Below are 14,842 nucleotides of genomic sequence, written 5' to 3'. Positions count from 1 at the left end.
CTCCGCAAAAACCTTTCCTTTTTAAGGACGAATCACTACGGGCGTACCTACTTTAACAATTTCATATAATTCATTTACGTCGCCATTCTTCATGCTTACACAGCCCAATGTCCAGTTGATACGGCTATCCACGTAATTATCCCGGATACCGGCGCCATATTCCACGCCGTGTATGCCAATACCTCCTCCCATACTCGCACCCTGGGACAAGCTCCCTTCGTTCTGGCGTTGAGAAAATTTCTGTTTTGAATCTTCATTAGGATAATCCAGCAACATAAAGCGGCTCCATCGGTTGTCGATCCTTTTGGCCTGGATATGGAACGTTCCTTCCGGTGTTTTGCGATCGCCTTCCACCAGCTTATCTCCCTGGTCTTTGTTGCCAAAAACCACTTTGTAAATTTTTCTCAGTGTTACATCTTCATACAGATACATCCGGTAATCACTTTTGTCTACCAGCAGGAAAATTTTGTCCGGATTAATATTGCTGGTGGTTAACCGTACATTGTACAGATCAACGCTGCTCCCAACAAACCCTGACAACGGCAGCAGCAATAGTATTACTGCGTACCCGTAAATTCGGCACTTTTTCATAGGGTGGTTAAATAATCCTGATAACGTCGCAGGGTAGTTATTTATTGCAGTGTTACAAAAAAAAGCGCAGCATACAAATGAGCTGTATGCTGCGCTGGCATTGCCTTTAAATGATATTAATAACCAAAAATATCTTCCAGGGAAAGTGTTTTCACCTCACCGATTTTTTTCAGATCGTCCATGTTGACTTTCTTGCCGGAAGCCACTACACAGTATGTATAAGGTTTGTGTGCGATGTTGGTATCGTGGAATTTCTTCACATCATCGAAATTCATTTTATCAATAGACTCGTACACCTGTTTGCGGATATCTGTGCTGAGGCCCAGTTTCTGCGCAGCCAGATAGCTGAAGATAATACCATCATTGGTGATACGTTCTGTTTCGATATCCTGCTTCATAGATTCCTTGGCGGTTTCCAGCAGCTTATCAGAACGCGGAATATCGTTCAGCAGGTCATTCATACCTTTAATAGCGTCGTTCATTTTATCCGCCTGGCTGCCTACATAGGCAATCTGGGAATAGCGCTCTCCCTTTTTGTCCGGAGATACGAACATTGCATAGGTAGAGTATGCCAGTGCTTTTGATTCACGAATGGTCTGGAATACGATAGATCCCATACCTCCGCCGAAATAGTTATTGAACAGGGAAATAATACCTGTATTGGCCGGATCATAAACTGATTCATTGCCAACCCAGTTTACTTCTGTCTGCACCATATCATAGTCGGCAAACAACACCTGGTTAGCTGTCTGTGAAGTTTTGCTGAATTTCACGGCAGCTGGTGCTTCCTTAAAGCTGGCAGGCAGCGTATGTAATTTCTGTACATCGGCTGCAGCAGTAGCCAGTGGCTGAGGGCCATAATAGATAATAGTATGCTTGTAAGAAGGCAGCTCGTGCAGCAGTCCTGTCAGTTCCGTAGCGGAAACAGCGTCCAGGTCTGCCTGGCTCAACTGATTGTTGAACGGATTGTTAGCGCCGTACATAGCGTAGTTCACCACCCCTTTCATGATGGCAGACTTGTTCAGTTTGGCATCAGAGCGGGACTTCTGTAACCGTCCCTTCAGGGCAACCAGTGCCTGGTCGTTAGGTTTACAGCTGGTCAATATGTGTTCAAACAAAGAAACTGCTTTATCAAAATTCTCCTGCAAACCACTGATAGTGATAGTGGTGTTTTCAGGAGAAGTGCTCACGTTAAAGTTGCACGCAATATTGTAAAACTCTTTGCTGATTTGCTCGGTAGTATACTTGTCTGTACCCAGGAACTGCAGGTATTGTGCTGCCAGGGCCAGTTTCTTGTTGTTCCAGGAGCCCATGTCAAAACGGTAGTACAAACGGAACAGGCCATTGTCCTTGTTCTGCACGTACATCATGTTGGTGGTGCCTACCGGGGCAGTCTGAATATCTTTCTCATAATCCAGCCATTGTGGTTTTACCGGTGTGGCAGGGATGGCAGATACTTTCTGCAGGAAAGCGGATTGCGCCTCACGGTTTACTTCTACCGGGGTGATCGCAGGTTTTTCCACTTTCTGGATGTTTTTATCCTCGCCTTTGCGTTTGTATACCGCCACATAGTTGTTGGCGAGGTATTTATTAGCGTAATCAACGATCTGCTTTTTAGTGATCTTACCCATGTCATCTACATAAGACACATCATGTACCCAATTGGTACCGCGGCTTTTAATGAAAGCGTCCATGATGGAAGTAGCGCGATTGTTGTTGCTTTCCAGGCCTTGCAGTTCAGCCAGTTTGGAGTTGTTCACGATTGCTTTTACCAGGGACTCGTCGAAAGATCCTTTTTTCAGGATGTCCAGTTGTCCGAGCAAAAGGTTTTTTACATCGTCCAGTGTCTGGCCCTGTTTGGCTTTACCGGACAAAATCAGGATGGAATAGTCTTTCAGTCCCAATACCTGCGCGCCGGCGCTCAGTGCTTTCTGTTGTTTGTTAAGGTTCAGGTCCAGCAGGCCGGCTTTACCGTTCTGCAGGATGCTGGAAAGTACGCCCAGGACCAGGCTGGACTGGGTGTCGAGTGCGCCGGGCAGACGGAAGGCGATATCAATGCTTTCAGCGTCCGGGCCAAACACTTCTTTCACAACAGGAGCTTTGAAGGGAGCTTCCGGAGCTGGTTTATATTCCGCTACCGGTTTCGCTTTCATATAACCGAACTGCTGGTCGATGGTTTTGATCACGTAGTCCGGGTCAAAGTCACCTGCCATAACAATGGCCATGTTATTAGGCACATAGTAAGTGTTATAGAAATTGCGGATAGCTTTGAGATTAGGGTTTTTCAGATGTTCTACCGTACCGATGGTAGATTGCTGACCATAGTTGTGGGTAGGGAACAGGGCAGCCAGCAGGGTTTCGTATACTTTACGGCCATCGTTGTCCAGTCCGCGGTTTTTTTCCTCGTACACCGCTTCCAGTTCTGTGTGGAAGAGACGGAACACGGGATCGCGGAACCTTTCCGCCTGTACGGTCAGGTATTTGTCGATCGCATTGGAGGGGATATCTTCCTCGTAGATGGTTTCTTCCACCCAGGTATGCGCGTTGGTGCCCTGAGCGCCCATGGCGGTCATCATTTTATCGTATTCGTTGGCGATCGCATATTTGGCCGCGATGCCGGAAACGCTGTCGATTTGATGATACACCACTTTCCGGGCTTCCTGGCCGGTGGTTTTATTGTATTTGTCGTACAGGCTTTCGATCTGGTCGATATAGGGTTTTTCCTTTGCCCAGTCGAGAGAGCCATACTGCTGGGTACCTTTAAAGAGCAGGTGCTCCAGGTAGTGGGCCAGGCCGGTATGGTCCTTCGGGTCGTTGTTGCTGCCGGCGCGGGTGCCGATCAGTGTCTGAATACGGGGTTCCTTTTTGTTGACACTTAAAATAACGGTGAGGCCATTTTTCAGGGTATAAAAACGGGCTTTCATGGGGTCGTCTGTTACGTACCGGTAGGGATACCCGCCGGAGGTAGCTTCTTTCCACTGAAATTTTCCCTGAGCCATGGCCGTTGGCAGACTTCCTGCAAACAACAACAGCGATACAGCTAGTTTACGCAGCTTCATAGAAATTTGTTAGGTTGGTTTGAAAATAGTCACCAAATATAACGGAAGGAAAAAAAATACAGCGGGCTCACAAAAGATAATTCTATGAGCGGTAACACAAGACAAGGTTCAACCGATTGAAAACCGGAAGGGGCAACAAGGTGACAAAGCCAATTATTTAATTAAATATCAGGGAGTTAGGTTGTTCATTAAAAGAGCGGCGCGCTTTCCTAACACGAGGCTGTTCCAGAGGGAATCCGCCTGGACAACGGCAGTATGGTGTTTTTTGGCCACTGCCGGCTTTACCATTGGTTTATGAACGGCAGAAACCTGCCGGATAGTGGCGGGAATTACCTTCTGCGGCACCGCAACAGGAATGCTGCTGAAGGAAGGCATATCAACTGGAAGCTGGCCTTCAGCAGATACTGCCGAAGCCTTTACACCGAGCAGGCGTTTATCACAGGAATGCACCCACGCAATACAACCAATGCATGCGAGCAGGGCGACAAAAGAGCGCATAGATAGAATTTTGGTCAGGTCAAAAAATTTAAAACCCGTTTAACCGCAACCCGATAGAAAACGGATATTGTTGTAATCCGTAATCATGCAAAGGCGTAAGGGCGAAGTTGCCGTACAGCTTTACCGGGCCATAACCCAGTTCGCTGGTCAGTCCGAAACGCCATTTGTTAAGGTTGAAATCATCGGTTTTCCTTACTTTTCCTCTCTCCTCACTGATCTGTTTGGTCCTGGATTTGATCAGATATCCGCCAGAGACGCCCAGGCTCACCTGAAACGCGCGATTAGGGCGGGCCGGGTTAGAATTAAAGTTTAGCATTACCGGGATCGATATATATTCGGCAAACAACTTATTCTTTGAGAATTCTACTGTATCCCTGATTATCCTGGTGATATAACCGGGTTGATAAGTAATATTCCGGGCGTATCTGAAATTATTCATTTCCAATCCCAGAGCATATAACAAGTTAAGTTTGTGTTTTGTTATATTAAGCCGCTGTTCAAATAACCAGATATTAAAATTGATCGATTTTCCGGTGATAAGTTTAAATTCAGCGGGTGTTAAAGGTTCACTTCCTTCTCTTGGCGCAAAAGTGGCCAGTCCCACAGCGGAGTAGTCATATGCTTTACCTGCGGGCATTGCACCATTATAAAAGCTGGTAGTATTGGGGTAATAAGAAATGTAGCTGGCGCCGCCATACTCACTCCTGTCAATGTAATTGTTAAATCCGATGTCGAAAACAAACCACCTGGTCTGCAGGTTTTTTTTCAGCCGTGCGCGGGCGTAAGCGGTGTCACTGTATATTTTGTAGGAATTGCGACCTTTTTCGTTCTTCCCTTTGATCAGGATGAGCCCCTTGATCCAGAAAGTGTCCGGAACGGGAGCAGCTGCCGGCGCTGTGGCCATATTGCCCTGATGGCTGGTATCAACGTTTTGCCCCTGCGCCCATCCCACACATAACATCAATATTAAACAGAGTAAAACTTTATGCTTCATAGTTTTATTTATTCCTTTTACGGGAGAAAAGTTTAGCAACATTCGTCACCTTGTCCAGAATACGGCTATCGCTTCCGCTGACGGACAGGATCAGTTCCCCTTTCACAGCGGCAGGAGCCGCCGCCGGGGCAGACACCTTAGCAGGCGAAGCCGGTATATTGGCTGCAATAACGGTTTCCCTGGCATGACTGGCGGAAGGTGTATTATCAGCCGGAGATGCCGCGGCCAGCGTCGTATTCTGCAAGTGTTTTTCCACCACTTCATCTGAAGTGTTGCGAGGCGATGGCAGGGTGGAAATTACCGGCACATCGGCTGGTACAGGGACTACGGCTACGGTATTGTTATTTTGTGACTGCGGGGATGCCTGGGAGGGTTTCTCCGGAACAACTTCCTTCTTCCTGGTGGCGGTGCGGTTAGCCGGCGTATGCGCCACTTCCGGTGGAGCAGGGATTGCATGCGCTTCAGCAGGTGTTTTTGTTTTCGCTGGTGCTGGCTGGGCTACAGGTGCCGGTGCTGGCTGGGCTACCGGCGGTTTCACCGCCTCATGCGTTACTGTACCTGCAATAGGCTGACTATCATGGTGATTACCAGCGGGCAATAACCAGATAAGCAGGCCTGCCAATACAGCGGCAGCGGTAGCACCCCACCAGTAAGGGGCCATTTTAATGGTTTTACGGGAGCTGCGATACAGGCTGGCTTTGTTTTCAAATATGATGGTATTGTCCGGTTCCAGCTTAACCACCTGCAGCAGTGCCATTTCCTGACGACCTTCCGGATGTTCCTTCAGCCAGGATTTTAACCGGACTGTTTCTTCCTCAGACAACTCTCCATCTACATAACTCAGCATCATAGAGGCATAATCATCTGCGGCAGCTGCCGGGGAGTGACGGTACAAGGCTGCCTTCTGATCAAATATCACGTGCTCGTCAGGCACCACACGGGCGCCTTTCAGCAGGTCCAGCTCAGCCTGTATATGAGGATGTTTTTGCAGAAACTGTTCGAGCGCAGCTTGTTCCGCGTCGTTCAGTTCGTCATCCACGTAACTGAGCAGGTAAGACTCATAATTTGATATGTTGATCTCTACAGCCAAAAAAAATTGCTTATTATTAACCAATTAACAATTATAAAAATTTATATGACGTTTTCCATCTTTACAAGATAATTTTTTAAATGTATCCTGGCCCGATGGAGGTAAACCTTTACCTGGGAAGGATTAAGCTGCATGATTTCACCAATTTCCTCATAGCTGTAACCCTCGTAATCTTTTAGCAGCACCAATGACCGTTGCACCTCACTCAGATTAGCCAATGCTTTGGCAATCACCTCTTTAGCATTATTAATCCGGTGGTCGGACACTTTCATCTCATCCTTGAATTCGTCTACCAGCGTCACCCGCTTTGTCTTACGTACATGGTCGATCATATTATGGTACGCCACTGTAAACAGGTACGACTTAGCCTTTTCAAAAGGCACGTCCTGGCAGTGCTTCCACAATATTTCGAATGCGTTCTGTACTACGTCCCTGGCGTCTTCCGCGTGATCCAGATTTTTGATGATAAAGCGGAATATATTGTCCGAATACAGATCCACACATTTATTGTACTCCTTTTCCGTCATTCCGGTGGTGCGGGATTTTAGTGCTAAGTTCCGACTTTTACTTTAATACCTATCATGGTCCCCATCCAGCTTACCCACACCTAATTGTCAGTAACATCCGATTTTTCGATTTGCACAGCAGGAACAGTTTCTTTTAAACTGATCATCAACCTATTACTTAATACACTATTTTTATATCTCTTTCACACAGGTTAAATTTTCAGTTTTCCACTACATGGCATCTTCAGGCATGATAGTATTATGACGGAATGCTGTTGGTAAATGTTACACCTTGGTCAAACTTTTTACTCCCTGGGCCGTTAACTGTGGATGCGACGGAGATTCGTAATACTTTTATCATCTATAACTTTGCAAAAGCGTTATTATCAAACATCGTACTTACTATGAATAAGAAGTTTACGTCCCGCTTACGGGAAGAACTGGAAGAAATCAACAAAGCCGGCCTGTACAAGAGAGAGCGTATCATTACATCTGAGCAGGGAGCTGAAATACAGGTGGGCGGTAAGACTGTCATAAATTTTTGCGCCAATAACTATCTGGGACTGTCTTCCCATCCGGCTGTGGTCAAAGCGGCAAAAGACGCTATCGACACGCATGGTTACGGTATGAGCAGTGTCCGCTTTATTTGCGGCACTCAGGACATTCACCGGGAACTGGAAGAAAAGATCTCCAAATTTTTGGGGACCGAAGACACGATCCTGTACGTAGCAGCCTTCGACGCCAATGGTGGCGTATTTGAGCCGCTGTTCGGCGAAGACGACGCCATCATCTCCGACGCCCTGAACCACGCTTCCATCATCGACGGCGTACGTTTGTGCAAAGCCAAACGTTTCCGTTATGAGCATAACAATATGGCCGACCTGGAAGCTAAACTGAAAGAAGCCCAGGACTGCCGCAGCCGTATCATTGTTACAGACGGTTCGTTCAGCATGGACGGCACCATTGCCCAGCTGGACAAAATCTGCGACCTGGCGGATAAATATGACGCCATCGTTATGTCTGATGAGAGCCATTCTTCCGGCTTCCTCGGCAAAACCGGCCGTGGTACCCACGAGTACCGCAACGTTATGGGCCGTGTAGACATCATCACCGGCACACTTGGTAAAGCTCTGGGCGGCGCTTCCGGCGGCTTCACCAGCGGTCCAAAAGAAGTGATCGATATCCTGCGCCAGCGCAGCCGTCCTTATCTGTTCTCCAACTCCGTGGCCCCCAGCATTGTAGGTGCTTCCATCGCCGTACTTGATATGCTGAGCGAAACCACTGAGCTGCGTGACAAACTTGAGTACAATACCCAGTATTTCCGCAACAAAATGACGGAAGCCGGTTTCGATATCAAGCCCGGTGATCACCCGATTGTACCTGTCATGCTGTACGATGCAGTACTAAGCCAGCAAATGGCGGAAAAACTGCTGGCAGAAGGTATCTACGTGATCGGTTTCTTCTTCCCTGTAGTGCCTAAAGGCCAGGCCCGTATCCGTGTACAGCTCAGCGCTGCCCACGAACAGGCCCATCTCGATAAAGCTATCGCCGCCTTCACCAAAGTGGGAAGGGAACTGGGCGTGATCAAATAATTTATGGGTTAAGCAATAAGTCTATTACATGGCAGGCAGCCATTTGAATAAGCAACCTTATTACAATTAAATATATATTGTAATATATCTTATTCAAATGGCTGTCTGCTTGTTGTCCGTAATCTTCTGTTCCTAATCTAATCTTCCCTACTTTTGCACCTGATTATTTACTAAATCATGATACCGATGAAACGATTTGGCTGGATACTGTTAGCACTGTGCCTTTTCATGGCCGCCTGCGCACCGAATAATGTCAAGGAAGAAAAAGGCTGGGAGAAATATTTCACCCAATACAAGGTGGAAGGCACCTTTATGTTATTCAACAATGCACAGGGAACATTCAGGGTGTATAACCTGGACCGCGCCAAAGAACGTTTTCTGCCCGCATCCACCTTCAAAATTTTCAACTCGCTGGTAGGCCTGCAGACCGGCGTCATCAAAGATACCGGCATGGTTATTCCATGGGACGGCGTTACCCGCAAATACCCCGCATGGAACCAGGACCTGAGCATGCAACAGGCCTTTAAAGTGTCTGCTGTGCCCTACTTCCAGGAAGTGGCCCGCCGGATTGGCAAAACCAATATGCAGGCGTGGCTTGACTCTGTCAAATATGGCAACATGAAAATCAGCCGTATCGACACTTTCTGGCTGGATAACTCGCTACAGATCTCTCCTGATGAGGAACTGGGCTTTGTCAAAAAACTGTATTTCGACCAGCTGCCCTTTGCTAAAACCAATATGCAGAGCGTGCGTGACGTGATGCTGATGGAAAAAACACCCAAATATGAGCTGTCCTACAAAACCGGCTGGGGCACCAACGGCGCCAAACAAATTGGCTGGATAGTAGGCTGGGTGGAAGAAAACAGGCATCCCTCCTTCTTTGTGCTGAACATAGAAACAGAAGATCCTAACTTCGACATGGTCAAAAACCGGATGGATATTCTCCGTAATATTCTCACCGAAGCCGGCTATTTCAAAGGAGAAATGTAATTGGCCCGCTATCTAAGATAATTTGGCCATTCAGTTATTTCAACCGGTACCTGAATGGCCAAACGATTTTAAATACCTGCCTGTATTTGGTTAAAAAAAACCTAAACCCCTCTTCCCGCTCTTGTAATACGTGACAAAAAAATTATTTTTGAGATCTTGCCAACGCAAGCGATCTTAAAACTGCATATGTTACGTTTTCAGCATAGTGAATATTTATGGGCACTGACGCTGTTACTGGTGCTGCAGCTGGCTTTCCTGGGTATATCCTGGTGGAAACGCCGCTCCATACGCCGTATCGGTGATCCGGCCCTTGTAGAAAAACTGTTTGCCGGCTATTCCCGTAAACTGTTCGTATTCAAGTTCCTTTTGATTTTCCTCGCCTTTTTCTTTGGCGTGCTGGGGCTCGCCAATCTGCAAAAGGGCAGCCGCATGGAAAAAATCACCCGGAAAGGCGTGGACGTTGTGATCGCGCTGGACGTGAGCAAGAGTATGCTGGCCAATGATATCCAGCCAGACAGGCTTACCCGTGCCAAACAGCTCATCAGCAAACTGATGGACAAACTCGACAATGACCGTGTAGGCCTTGTGGTATTTGCCGGCAATGCTTACCTGCAAATGCCGCTCACCATCGATTACTCTGCCGCCAAAATGTACCTGAGCACCGTATCTCCGGATATGATCCCTACACAGGGCACCGCCATCGGCCAGGCCATCCAGGTGTCTGATGAAGCCTTCAACAAAAAAGAACGCAAACATAAAGCGCTGGTAGTTATCTCCGATGGGGAAGACCATGACGAAACAGCCTTGCAAAAAACCCGGACAGCCTTTGATAACGGCGTGGTTACCAATACGATCGGTATTGGTTCCGTAGCCGGCTCCCCGCTTCCTGACCCCGAAACAGGCAGTTACAAAAAAGACCGCGAAGGCAATACCGTGATTTCCAAACTCAATGAAAATGAACTGAAAGGAATCGCCGCCGCCGGGAAAGGCATATACCAGCACCTGGACAACAATACAGACGATGTAGTGAATACACTGGTGAACAAGATCGACAGCATGGAGCAGAAAGAATTCGGAGAAAATGTATTCACAGACTATAACAGCTATTTTCAATACTTCCTGGGCATCTGCCTGGCGTTACTGTTGATTGAATTCTTCATTCCGGAAGTACGCCATCCACGTGTTCCCAGGGAAACCACAGTAGCCTAATTATCAACAGATCATGAACATTACTTTTATAAAACAGGGTTGCTTTATGGCTGCATTGCTGCTCACCGGCGTTACCGCGCTGGCACAGAATGGCGCCAGTAAGTTTATCCGCAAAGGCAATGAACTGTATCAAAAGCAGCTGTTCAGCGACGCTGAGGCCAACTACAAAAAGGCGCTCGAGCAAAACGGGCAGTCTGCCGTAGGCAGCTATAACCTGGGCAACTCCCTCTATCAGCAGAAAAGATACGATGATGCCCGCACCCAGTATGCCAATAGCCTGAAAATCGCGGACAACAGCCGCATCAAGTCAGACGCGGACTACAACATCGGCAATACCTTTATGGAAGCTAAAAAGTGGGAAGAAAGCATCAAATCCTACAAACAGGCCCTGAAAATAAATCCTGCTGATGAAGATGCCCGCTATAACCTCGCTTACGCGCAGGCCATGCTGAAAAAACAACAGCAGGATAACAAAGACAATAAAGACAACAAGGATAAAAACAAAGACAAAAACAAGGATAAAAAAGACCAGAACAAGGACCAGAATAAAGATCAGAACAAAGACAAAGACCAGCAGGATAAAGACAAGAAAGACCAGAACAAAGACCAGCAGAACAAAAACAAGGACCAGAATAAAGACAAAGACCAGCAGGAACAACAAAAACCGGAACCACAGCCCAGCAAACTGAACAAACAGGAGGCGGAAAGGCTGTTACAGGCATTGTCCCAGGAAGAAAAGAAGCTGCAGGACAAAGCCAAAAAAGTGAAAGGACAAACCGTACCGGTGGAAAAAGACTGGTAAATACTTAATTATACACTCAACAAAGAACAAAATCCGGCAGTATTGATGATTCTGCCGGATTTTTTTATATAAAAAAACCGGAACAGGATTATTCCGGCCATTTTACCTAAACCTACAACAGTTACGCATGGTAACAGTACTCTTTAGTGTTAAAATAAGGGGAAGATGCCTGCCACCTGACTGGTTACTCTTTACCTAATTTCCAGCCTGACGGTCGTTGTATTCATCTTACGTTGCCGGCAAGCATCACCCCGAACTTTAAAACACACTATTTTAAGCAGCGCACAGCGGCAGCCGCCTGTTATTCTCATTGATCGCTGGCATCGACCAGAGGGTTTGCCACCCATCCGGTCCCCTGAATTGTTTGGGAGACGGGAAGACTTACAGCACAGTTAACACAATTTGGCATCCTAGCATGATTTCCTGTTTAACGTCAGCGGGTAGAACAATTCAATACGCAAAACTACGTGTGGGAGGGCCAATCTACTAGGACAATTCAGCTATTGACTTGGACTATTTGAACATAATGTCCCGGAAGTCCTGGGGAGAGATGCCAGCGTTGTTTTTAAAGAACCGGCTGAAATAGGCAGGATCTTCAAAACCAAGCTCATAGCAGATTTCTTTGACGCTTTTATGGCTGAAGGCCAGGTTCCGCTTTGCTTCCAGGATAATACGGTCGTGCAGCAGCTCTGTCACGGTGCGGCCGGTAGTTTCTTTGGTGATTTCATTCAGCCTTTTGGGCGTCAGGGCAAAGGCATTGGCATAAAAGGCCACCTGATGTTCGCGGGTATAGTGTTTTTCCAGCAGGCGGCGGAGTTGTACCACCCGGGAATCGTGATGCAGCGGCCGCATGGTGTCGGTCGCATTGCGTTTTTTCTCCCTTTCCGCCAGCAGCAGGAAGGCATTGAGATAGTGTTTGATAATACTGCGGCTATTGGTCCCTGGCGCGCGGTGTTCCCGGTTCATCAGGTCTACCAGCCCCAGTAGCGACGGCGCCGTGTTTTCCCCGATATAGATGGGTCCGTAGCCGTGCCAGTTGTCAAAGAGGTTGGAAAAGTCGTACAGGGTTTCCTTGTCGTGTTTGTTGGCGAAATAAAAACGTTCTGTAAAGAAGATCACGTGGCCTTCCCGCTCACAGTCCAGCTGGTGCACCTGTCCGGGCCGCAGCAGGAACAACATATTATCTTCCATTTCATACCACACAAAATCGACCATGTGGCGGCCTTTGGCTTTGGTAAACCATAAAACCTGAAAATGGTGATGCCGGTGTGGCTGGTGGGTGAAATCCATAGCAGCCATCCCCAGCGGGGCAATGTTGAAATGTGATTTCATCGGCCATTCCTGATAGGGAATGTCCATGCTTTTATCATTCGACATAAGTGCTTCAAATTTAAACGAATGGCCCGCTTTTGACGGCACCGTTCGTGGAATTTAATGTAGCTTTAAGGTGTGGGGTAATTGCCCCTCAGGTTTATTAACTTTGCACCTGCAGAAAACAAAAACGTATGCAGCTTTATTGCAACTCATTGACAGAATATAAGCGACTGGCCACACTGGAAGTAAAGGTAGGTGATCTTCTCATTGGCAATTTCCATCCTATCCGGATCCAGACGATGACCACCACCGATACCATGGACACGGCCGGCACAGTAGCCCAGGCCATCCGGTGTATCGAAGCCGGCGCTGAGCTGGTGCGTATTACCGCTCCCAGCAAAAAAGAGGCAGAAAACCTGCTGAACATCAAAAATGAACTTCGCCGCCAGGGTTACCATACCCCGCTGGTAGCAGATATACACTTCACACCTAATGCCGCCGAAATAGCCGCCCGCATTGTGGAAAAGGTGAGAATCAATCCCGGTAACTATATCGACAAAAAGAAGTTTGAAACACTTGAATATACCGACGCAGAATACCAGGAAGAAATAGACCGTATCCGGGAACGTTTCACCCCGCTGGTGAATATCTGTAAAGAACATGGCACCGCCATGCGTATTGGTACCAACCACGGCTCCCTCAGCGACCGTATCATGAGCCGCTATGGCGATACCCCAATGGGCATGGTGGAAAGCGCCATGGAATTCCTGCGTATCGCTGAAGACCTCCGCTTCCGCAACATTGTCCTGAGCATGAAAGCCAGCAACCCACAGGTGATGGTACAGGCTTACCGCCTGCTGGTACAAACTATGCAACAGGAGCTGGGCCATGCCTATCCGCTGCACCTTGGCGTTACAGAAGCCGGCGACGGAGAAGACGGCCGTATCAAATCGGCCATCGGTATCGGCACCCTGCTGGAGGACGGTGTAGGCGATACCATCCGGGTATCCCTGACAGAAGATCCGGAATTTGAGCTGCCCGTATGCCGCGATATCGTAAAACGCTACAGTGGCAACCGTACCGAAAAACCGGCTACCTCCCGGCCGCTGGGCACCCTGCCCTACTCCCCGTTCTCCTACAAACGCCGCGAAAGCATCGTAGTAGACAACACCGGCGACAAACAGGTGCCCGTAGTAGTGGCAGATTACCGCAGATCCAGTGCCATACAGCCTTCAGACCTTAACGCGATCGGCTATACGTATGATGAACCATCTGATAAATGGAACATCGCCGATGCCGCCGCAGACTATATTTATACCGGCACGCAGGTACCCTCTTTTGCCCTGCCCGGCACCCTCCAGGTAGTCCTTAACGCCGACAAGTGGCAGACACTGGCCGACAAAGCCGCGTACGTGCCCTACTTTGCCACCCGCGCCTACCTTGACGCCATCGCGGCAGGACAAACCGGTAAAAAGAATTTTGTGGCCATTAACTGTGACGACCTCGATACTGTTGATATCAGTGACTTATTAACACAACTGCGCCAGCCTGCTGTCGCCGGCGCTACCATATTGGTAGCCCATGCCTCCGGCAGCAACGCCATGGCCAGCATCAGAAGGTTCTTCATTCTGCTGACAGCAGAGCAACTGACAGTACCGGTGGTCATCCACAGTGTTAGTCCACAGGCAACTGCCGATGAGCACCTGATCCATCATGCCACCGAAGCCGGCGCGCTCCTGCTGGACGGTTTCGGCGACGGCCTCTGGCTGACCAACCAGGACCAGGACACGGCACAGGCCGGACTGCTGAACAACATCGCCTTTGGCATTTTGCAGGCCACCCGGACCCGCATCTCCAAAACGGAATACATCTCCTGCCCTTCCTGCGGCCGTACGTTGTTTGACCTTCAGGAAACGACTGCACGCATCAGGGCCGTCACCCACCACCTCAAAGGCGTGAAAATCGCCATCATGGGCTGTATCGTAAATGGTCCCGGAGAAATGGCGGACGCGGACTTTGGATATGTAGGCAGTGGCGTTGGCAAAATCACCCTTTACAGAGGTAAAGAAATCGTAAAACGTGGCCTGAACAGCGATGTGGCTGTAGACGAGCTTATCAGCCTGATCCGGGAAAACGGTATGTGGGTGGACAAAAACTAATTATTAAATATTGCTTAAAAATATAGGGTGAAATGTGT

At 48.2% G+C, this 14,842-nt stretch carries 12 protein-coding genes; 5 read left to right on the top strand and 7 right to left on the bottom strand.

Going from position 1 to position 14,842, the window contains the following annotated elements; translation table 11 throughout:
• Positions 1-21 precede the first annotated feature (21 nt).
• The 6 genes from HGH92_RS12500 to HGH92_RS12475 all read right to left on the bottom strand — a co-directional run bounded on the left by HGH92_RS12500 (position 22) and on the right by HGH92_RS12475 (position 6,759).
• Positions 22-591: a murein L,D-transpeptidase family protein gene (locus tag HGH92_RS12500; protein ID WP_168871044.1), complete on the bottom strand. Its 570-nt coding sequence runs from the start codon at positions 589-591 to the stop codon at positions 22-24.
• A 116-nt stretch (positions 592-707) separates the two neighbouring features.
• Entirely contained in the window at positions 708-3,650 is a 2,943-nt protein-coding gene (locus HGH92_RS12495) for a M16 family metallopeptidase (protein WP_168871043.1), read from the bottom strand.
• A 168-nt stretch (positions 3,651-3,818) separates the two neighbouring features.
• Entirely contained in the window at positions 3,819-4,148 is a 330-nt protein-coding gene (locus tag HGH92_RS12490) for a hypothetical protein (RefSeq protein ID WP_168871042.1), read from the bottom strand.
• A 28-nt stretch (positions 4,149-4,176) separates the two neighbouring features.
• Positions 4,177-5,142, bottom strand: coding sequence for an outer membrane beta-barrel protein (locus HGH92_RS12485; protein WP_168871041.1), 966 nt, complete (start codon positions 5,140-5,142; stop codon positions 4,177-4,179).
• A gap of 4 nt (positions 5,143-5,146) precedes the next feature.
• Positions 5,147-6,232 carry an anti-sigma factor family protein gene (locus HGH92_RS12480; protein ID WP_168871040.1) on the bottom strand — a complete coding sequence of 362 codons (1,086 nt, stop codon included), beginning with the start codon at positions 6,230-6,232 and terminating at the stop codon, positions 5,147-5,149.
• 41 nt (positions 6,233-6,273) lie between these two features.
• Positions 6,274-6,759: an RNA polymerase sigma factor gene (locus HGH92_RS12475; protein ID WP_168871039.1), complete on the bottom strand. Its 486-nt coding sequence runs from the start codon at positions 6,757-6,759 to the stop codon at positions 6,274-6,276.
• A 383-nt stretch (positions 6,760-7,142) separates the two neighbouring features.
• Here HGH92_RS12475 and kbl point away from each other — a divergent pair, with 383 nt between their 5' ends.
• From kbl to HGH92_RS12455, 4 genes are all read left to right on the top strand, one after another.
• Positions 7,143-8,330 (top strand): glycine C-acetyltransferase, encoded by a 1,188-nt coding sequence (gene kbl, locus HGH92_RS12470; protein WP_168871038.1) that lies wholly within the window; start codon positions 7,143-7,145, stop codon positions 8,328-8,330.
• A gap of 186 nt (positions 8,331-8,516) precedes the next feature.
• Positions 8,517-9,320 (top strand): class D beta-lactamase, encoded by an 804-nt coding sequence (gene blaOXA, locus HGH92_RS12465; protein WP_168871037.1) that lies wholly within the window; start codon positions 8,517-8,519, stop codon positions 9,318-9,320.
• A 186-nt stretch (positions 9,321-9,506) separates the two neighbouring features.
• Entirely contained in the window at positions 9,507-10,529 is a 1,023-nt protein-coding gene (locus tag HGH92_RS12460) for a VWA domain-containing protein (RefSeq protein ID WP_168871036.1), read from the top strand.
• A gap of 46 nt (positions 10,530-10,575) precedes the next feature.
• Entirely contained in the window at positions 10,576-11,331 is a 756-nt protein-coding gene (locus HGH92_RS12455; protein WP_168871035.1) for a tetratricopeptide repeat protein, read from the top strand.
• 513 nt (positions 11,332-11,844) lie between these two features.
• Here the strand turns inward: HGH92_RS12455 and HGH92_RS12450 are convergent.
• Positions 11,845-12,708 carry a helix-turn-helix domain-containing protein gene (locus HGH92_RS12450; RefSeq protein ID WP_168871034.1) on the bottom strand — a complete coding sequence of 288 codons (864 nt, stop codon included), beginning with the start codon at positions 12,706-12,708 and terminating at the stop codon, positions 11,845-11,847.
• Between the two features lie 128 nt (positions 12,709-12,836).
• On the opposite strand from HGH92_RS12450, the gene ispG reads away from it, so the two are divergent.
• Positions 12,837-14,804: a (E)-4-hydroxy-3-methylbut-2-enyl-diphosphate synthase gene (gene ispG, locus HGH92_RS12445; RefSeq protein ID WP_168871033.1), complete on the top strand. Its 1,968-nt coding sequence runs from the start codon at positions 12,837-12,839 to the stop codon at positions 14,802-14,804.
• Positions 14,805-14,842: the final 38 nt, after the last annotated feature.

It is taken from the genome of Chitinophaga varians (assembly GCF_012641275.1).
GTDB classification, from domain to species: domain Bacteria; phylum Bacteroidota; class Bacteroidia; order Chitinophagales; family Chitinophagaceae; genus Chitinophaga; species Chitinophaga varians_A.
Note: the sequence above shows the minus strand (reverse complement) of the source record. Positions and strands in the feature narration are given on the sequence as shown.

Excerpts from the sequence above, each read along its gene's own strand:
- ispG (WP_168871033.1), top strand. The coding sequence starts at position 12,837 with ATGCAGCTTTATTGCAACTCATTGACAGAATATAAGCGACTGGCCACA.
- HGH92_RS12490 (WP_168871042.1), bottom strand. The coding sequence starts at position 4,148 with ATGCGCTCTTTTGTCGCCCTGCTCGCATGCATTGGTTGTATTGCGTGG.
- HGH92_RS12475 (WP_168871039.1), bottom strand. The coding sequence starts at position 6,759 with ATGACGGAAAAGGAGTACAATAAATGTGTGGATCTGTATTCGGACAAT.
- kbl (WP_168871038.1), top strand. The coding sequence starts at position 7,143 with ATGAATAAGAAGTTTACGTCCCGCTTACGGGAAGAACTGGAAGAAATC.
- HGH92_RS12460 (WP_168871036.1), top strand. The coding sequence starts at position 9,507 with ATGTTACGTTTTCAGCATAGTGAATATTTATGGGCACTGACGCTGTTA.
- HGH92_RS12495 (WP_168871043.1), bottom strand. The coding sequence starts at position 3,650 with ATGAAGCTGCGTAAACTAGCTGTATCGCTGTTGTTGTTTGCAGGAAGT.
- HGH92_RS12500 (WP_168871044.1), bottom strand. The coding sequence starts at position 591 with ATGAAAAAGTGCCGAATTTACGGGTACGCAGTAATACTATTGCTGCTG.
- HGH92_RS12485 (WP_168871041.1), bottom strand. The coding sequence starts at position 5,142 with ATGAAGCATAAAGTTTTACTCTGTTTAATATTGATGTTATGTGTGGGA.
- HGH92_RS12450 (WP_168871034.1), bottom strand. The coding sequence starts at position 12,708 with ATGTCGAATGATAAAAGCATGGACATTCCCTATCAGGAATGGCCGATG.
- blaOXA (WP_168871037.1), top strand. The coding sequence starts at position 8,517 with ATGAAACGATTTGGCTGGATACTGTTAGCACTGTGCCTTTTCATGGCC.
- HGH92_RS12455 (WP_168871035.1), top strand. The coding sequence starts at position 10,576 with ATGGCTGCATTGCTGCTCACCGGCGTTACCGCGCTGGCACAGAATGGC.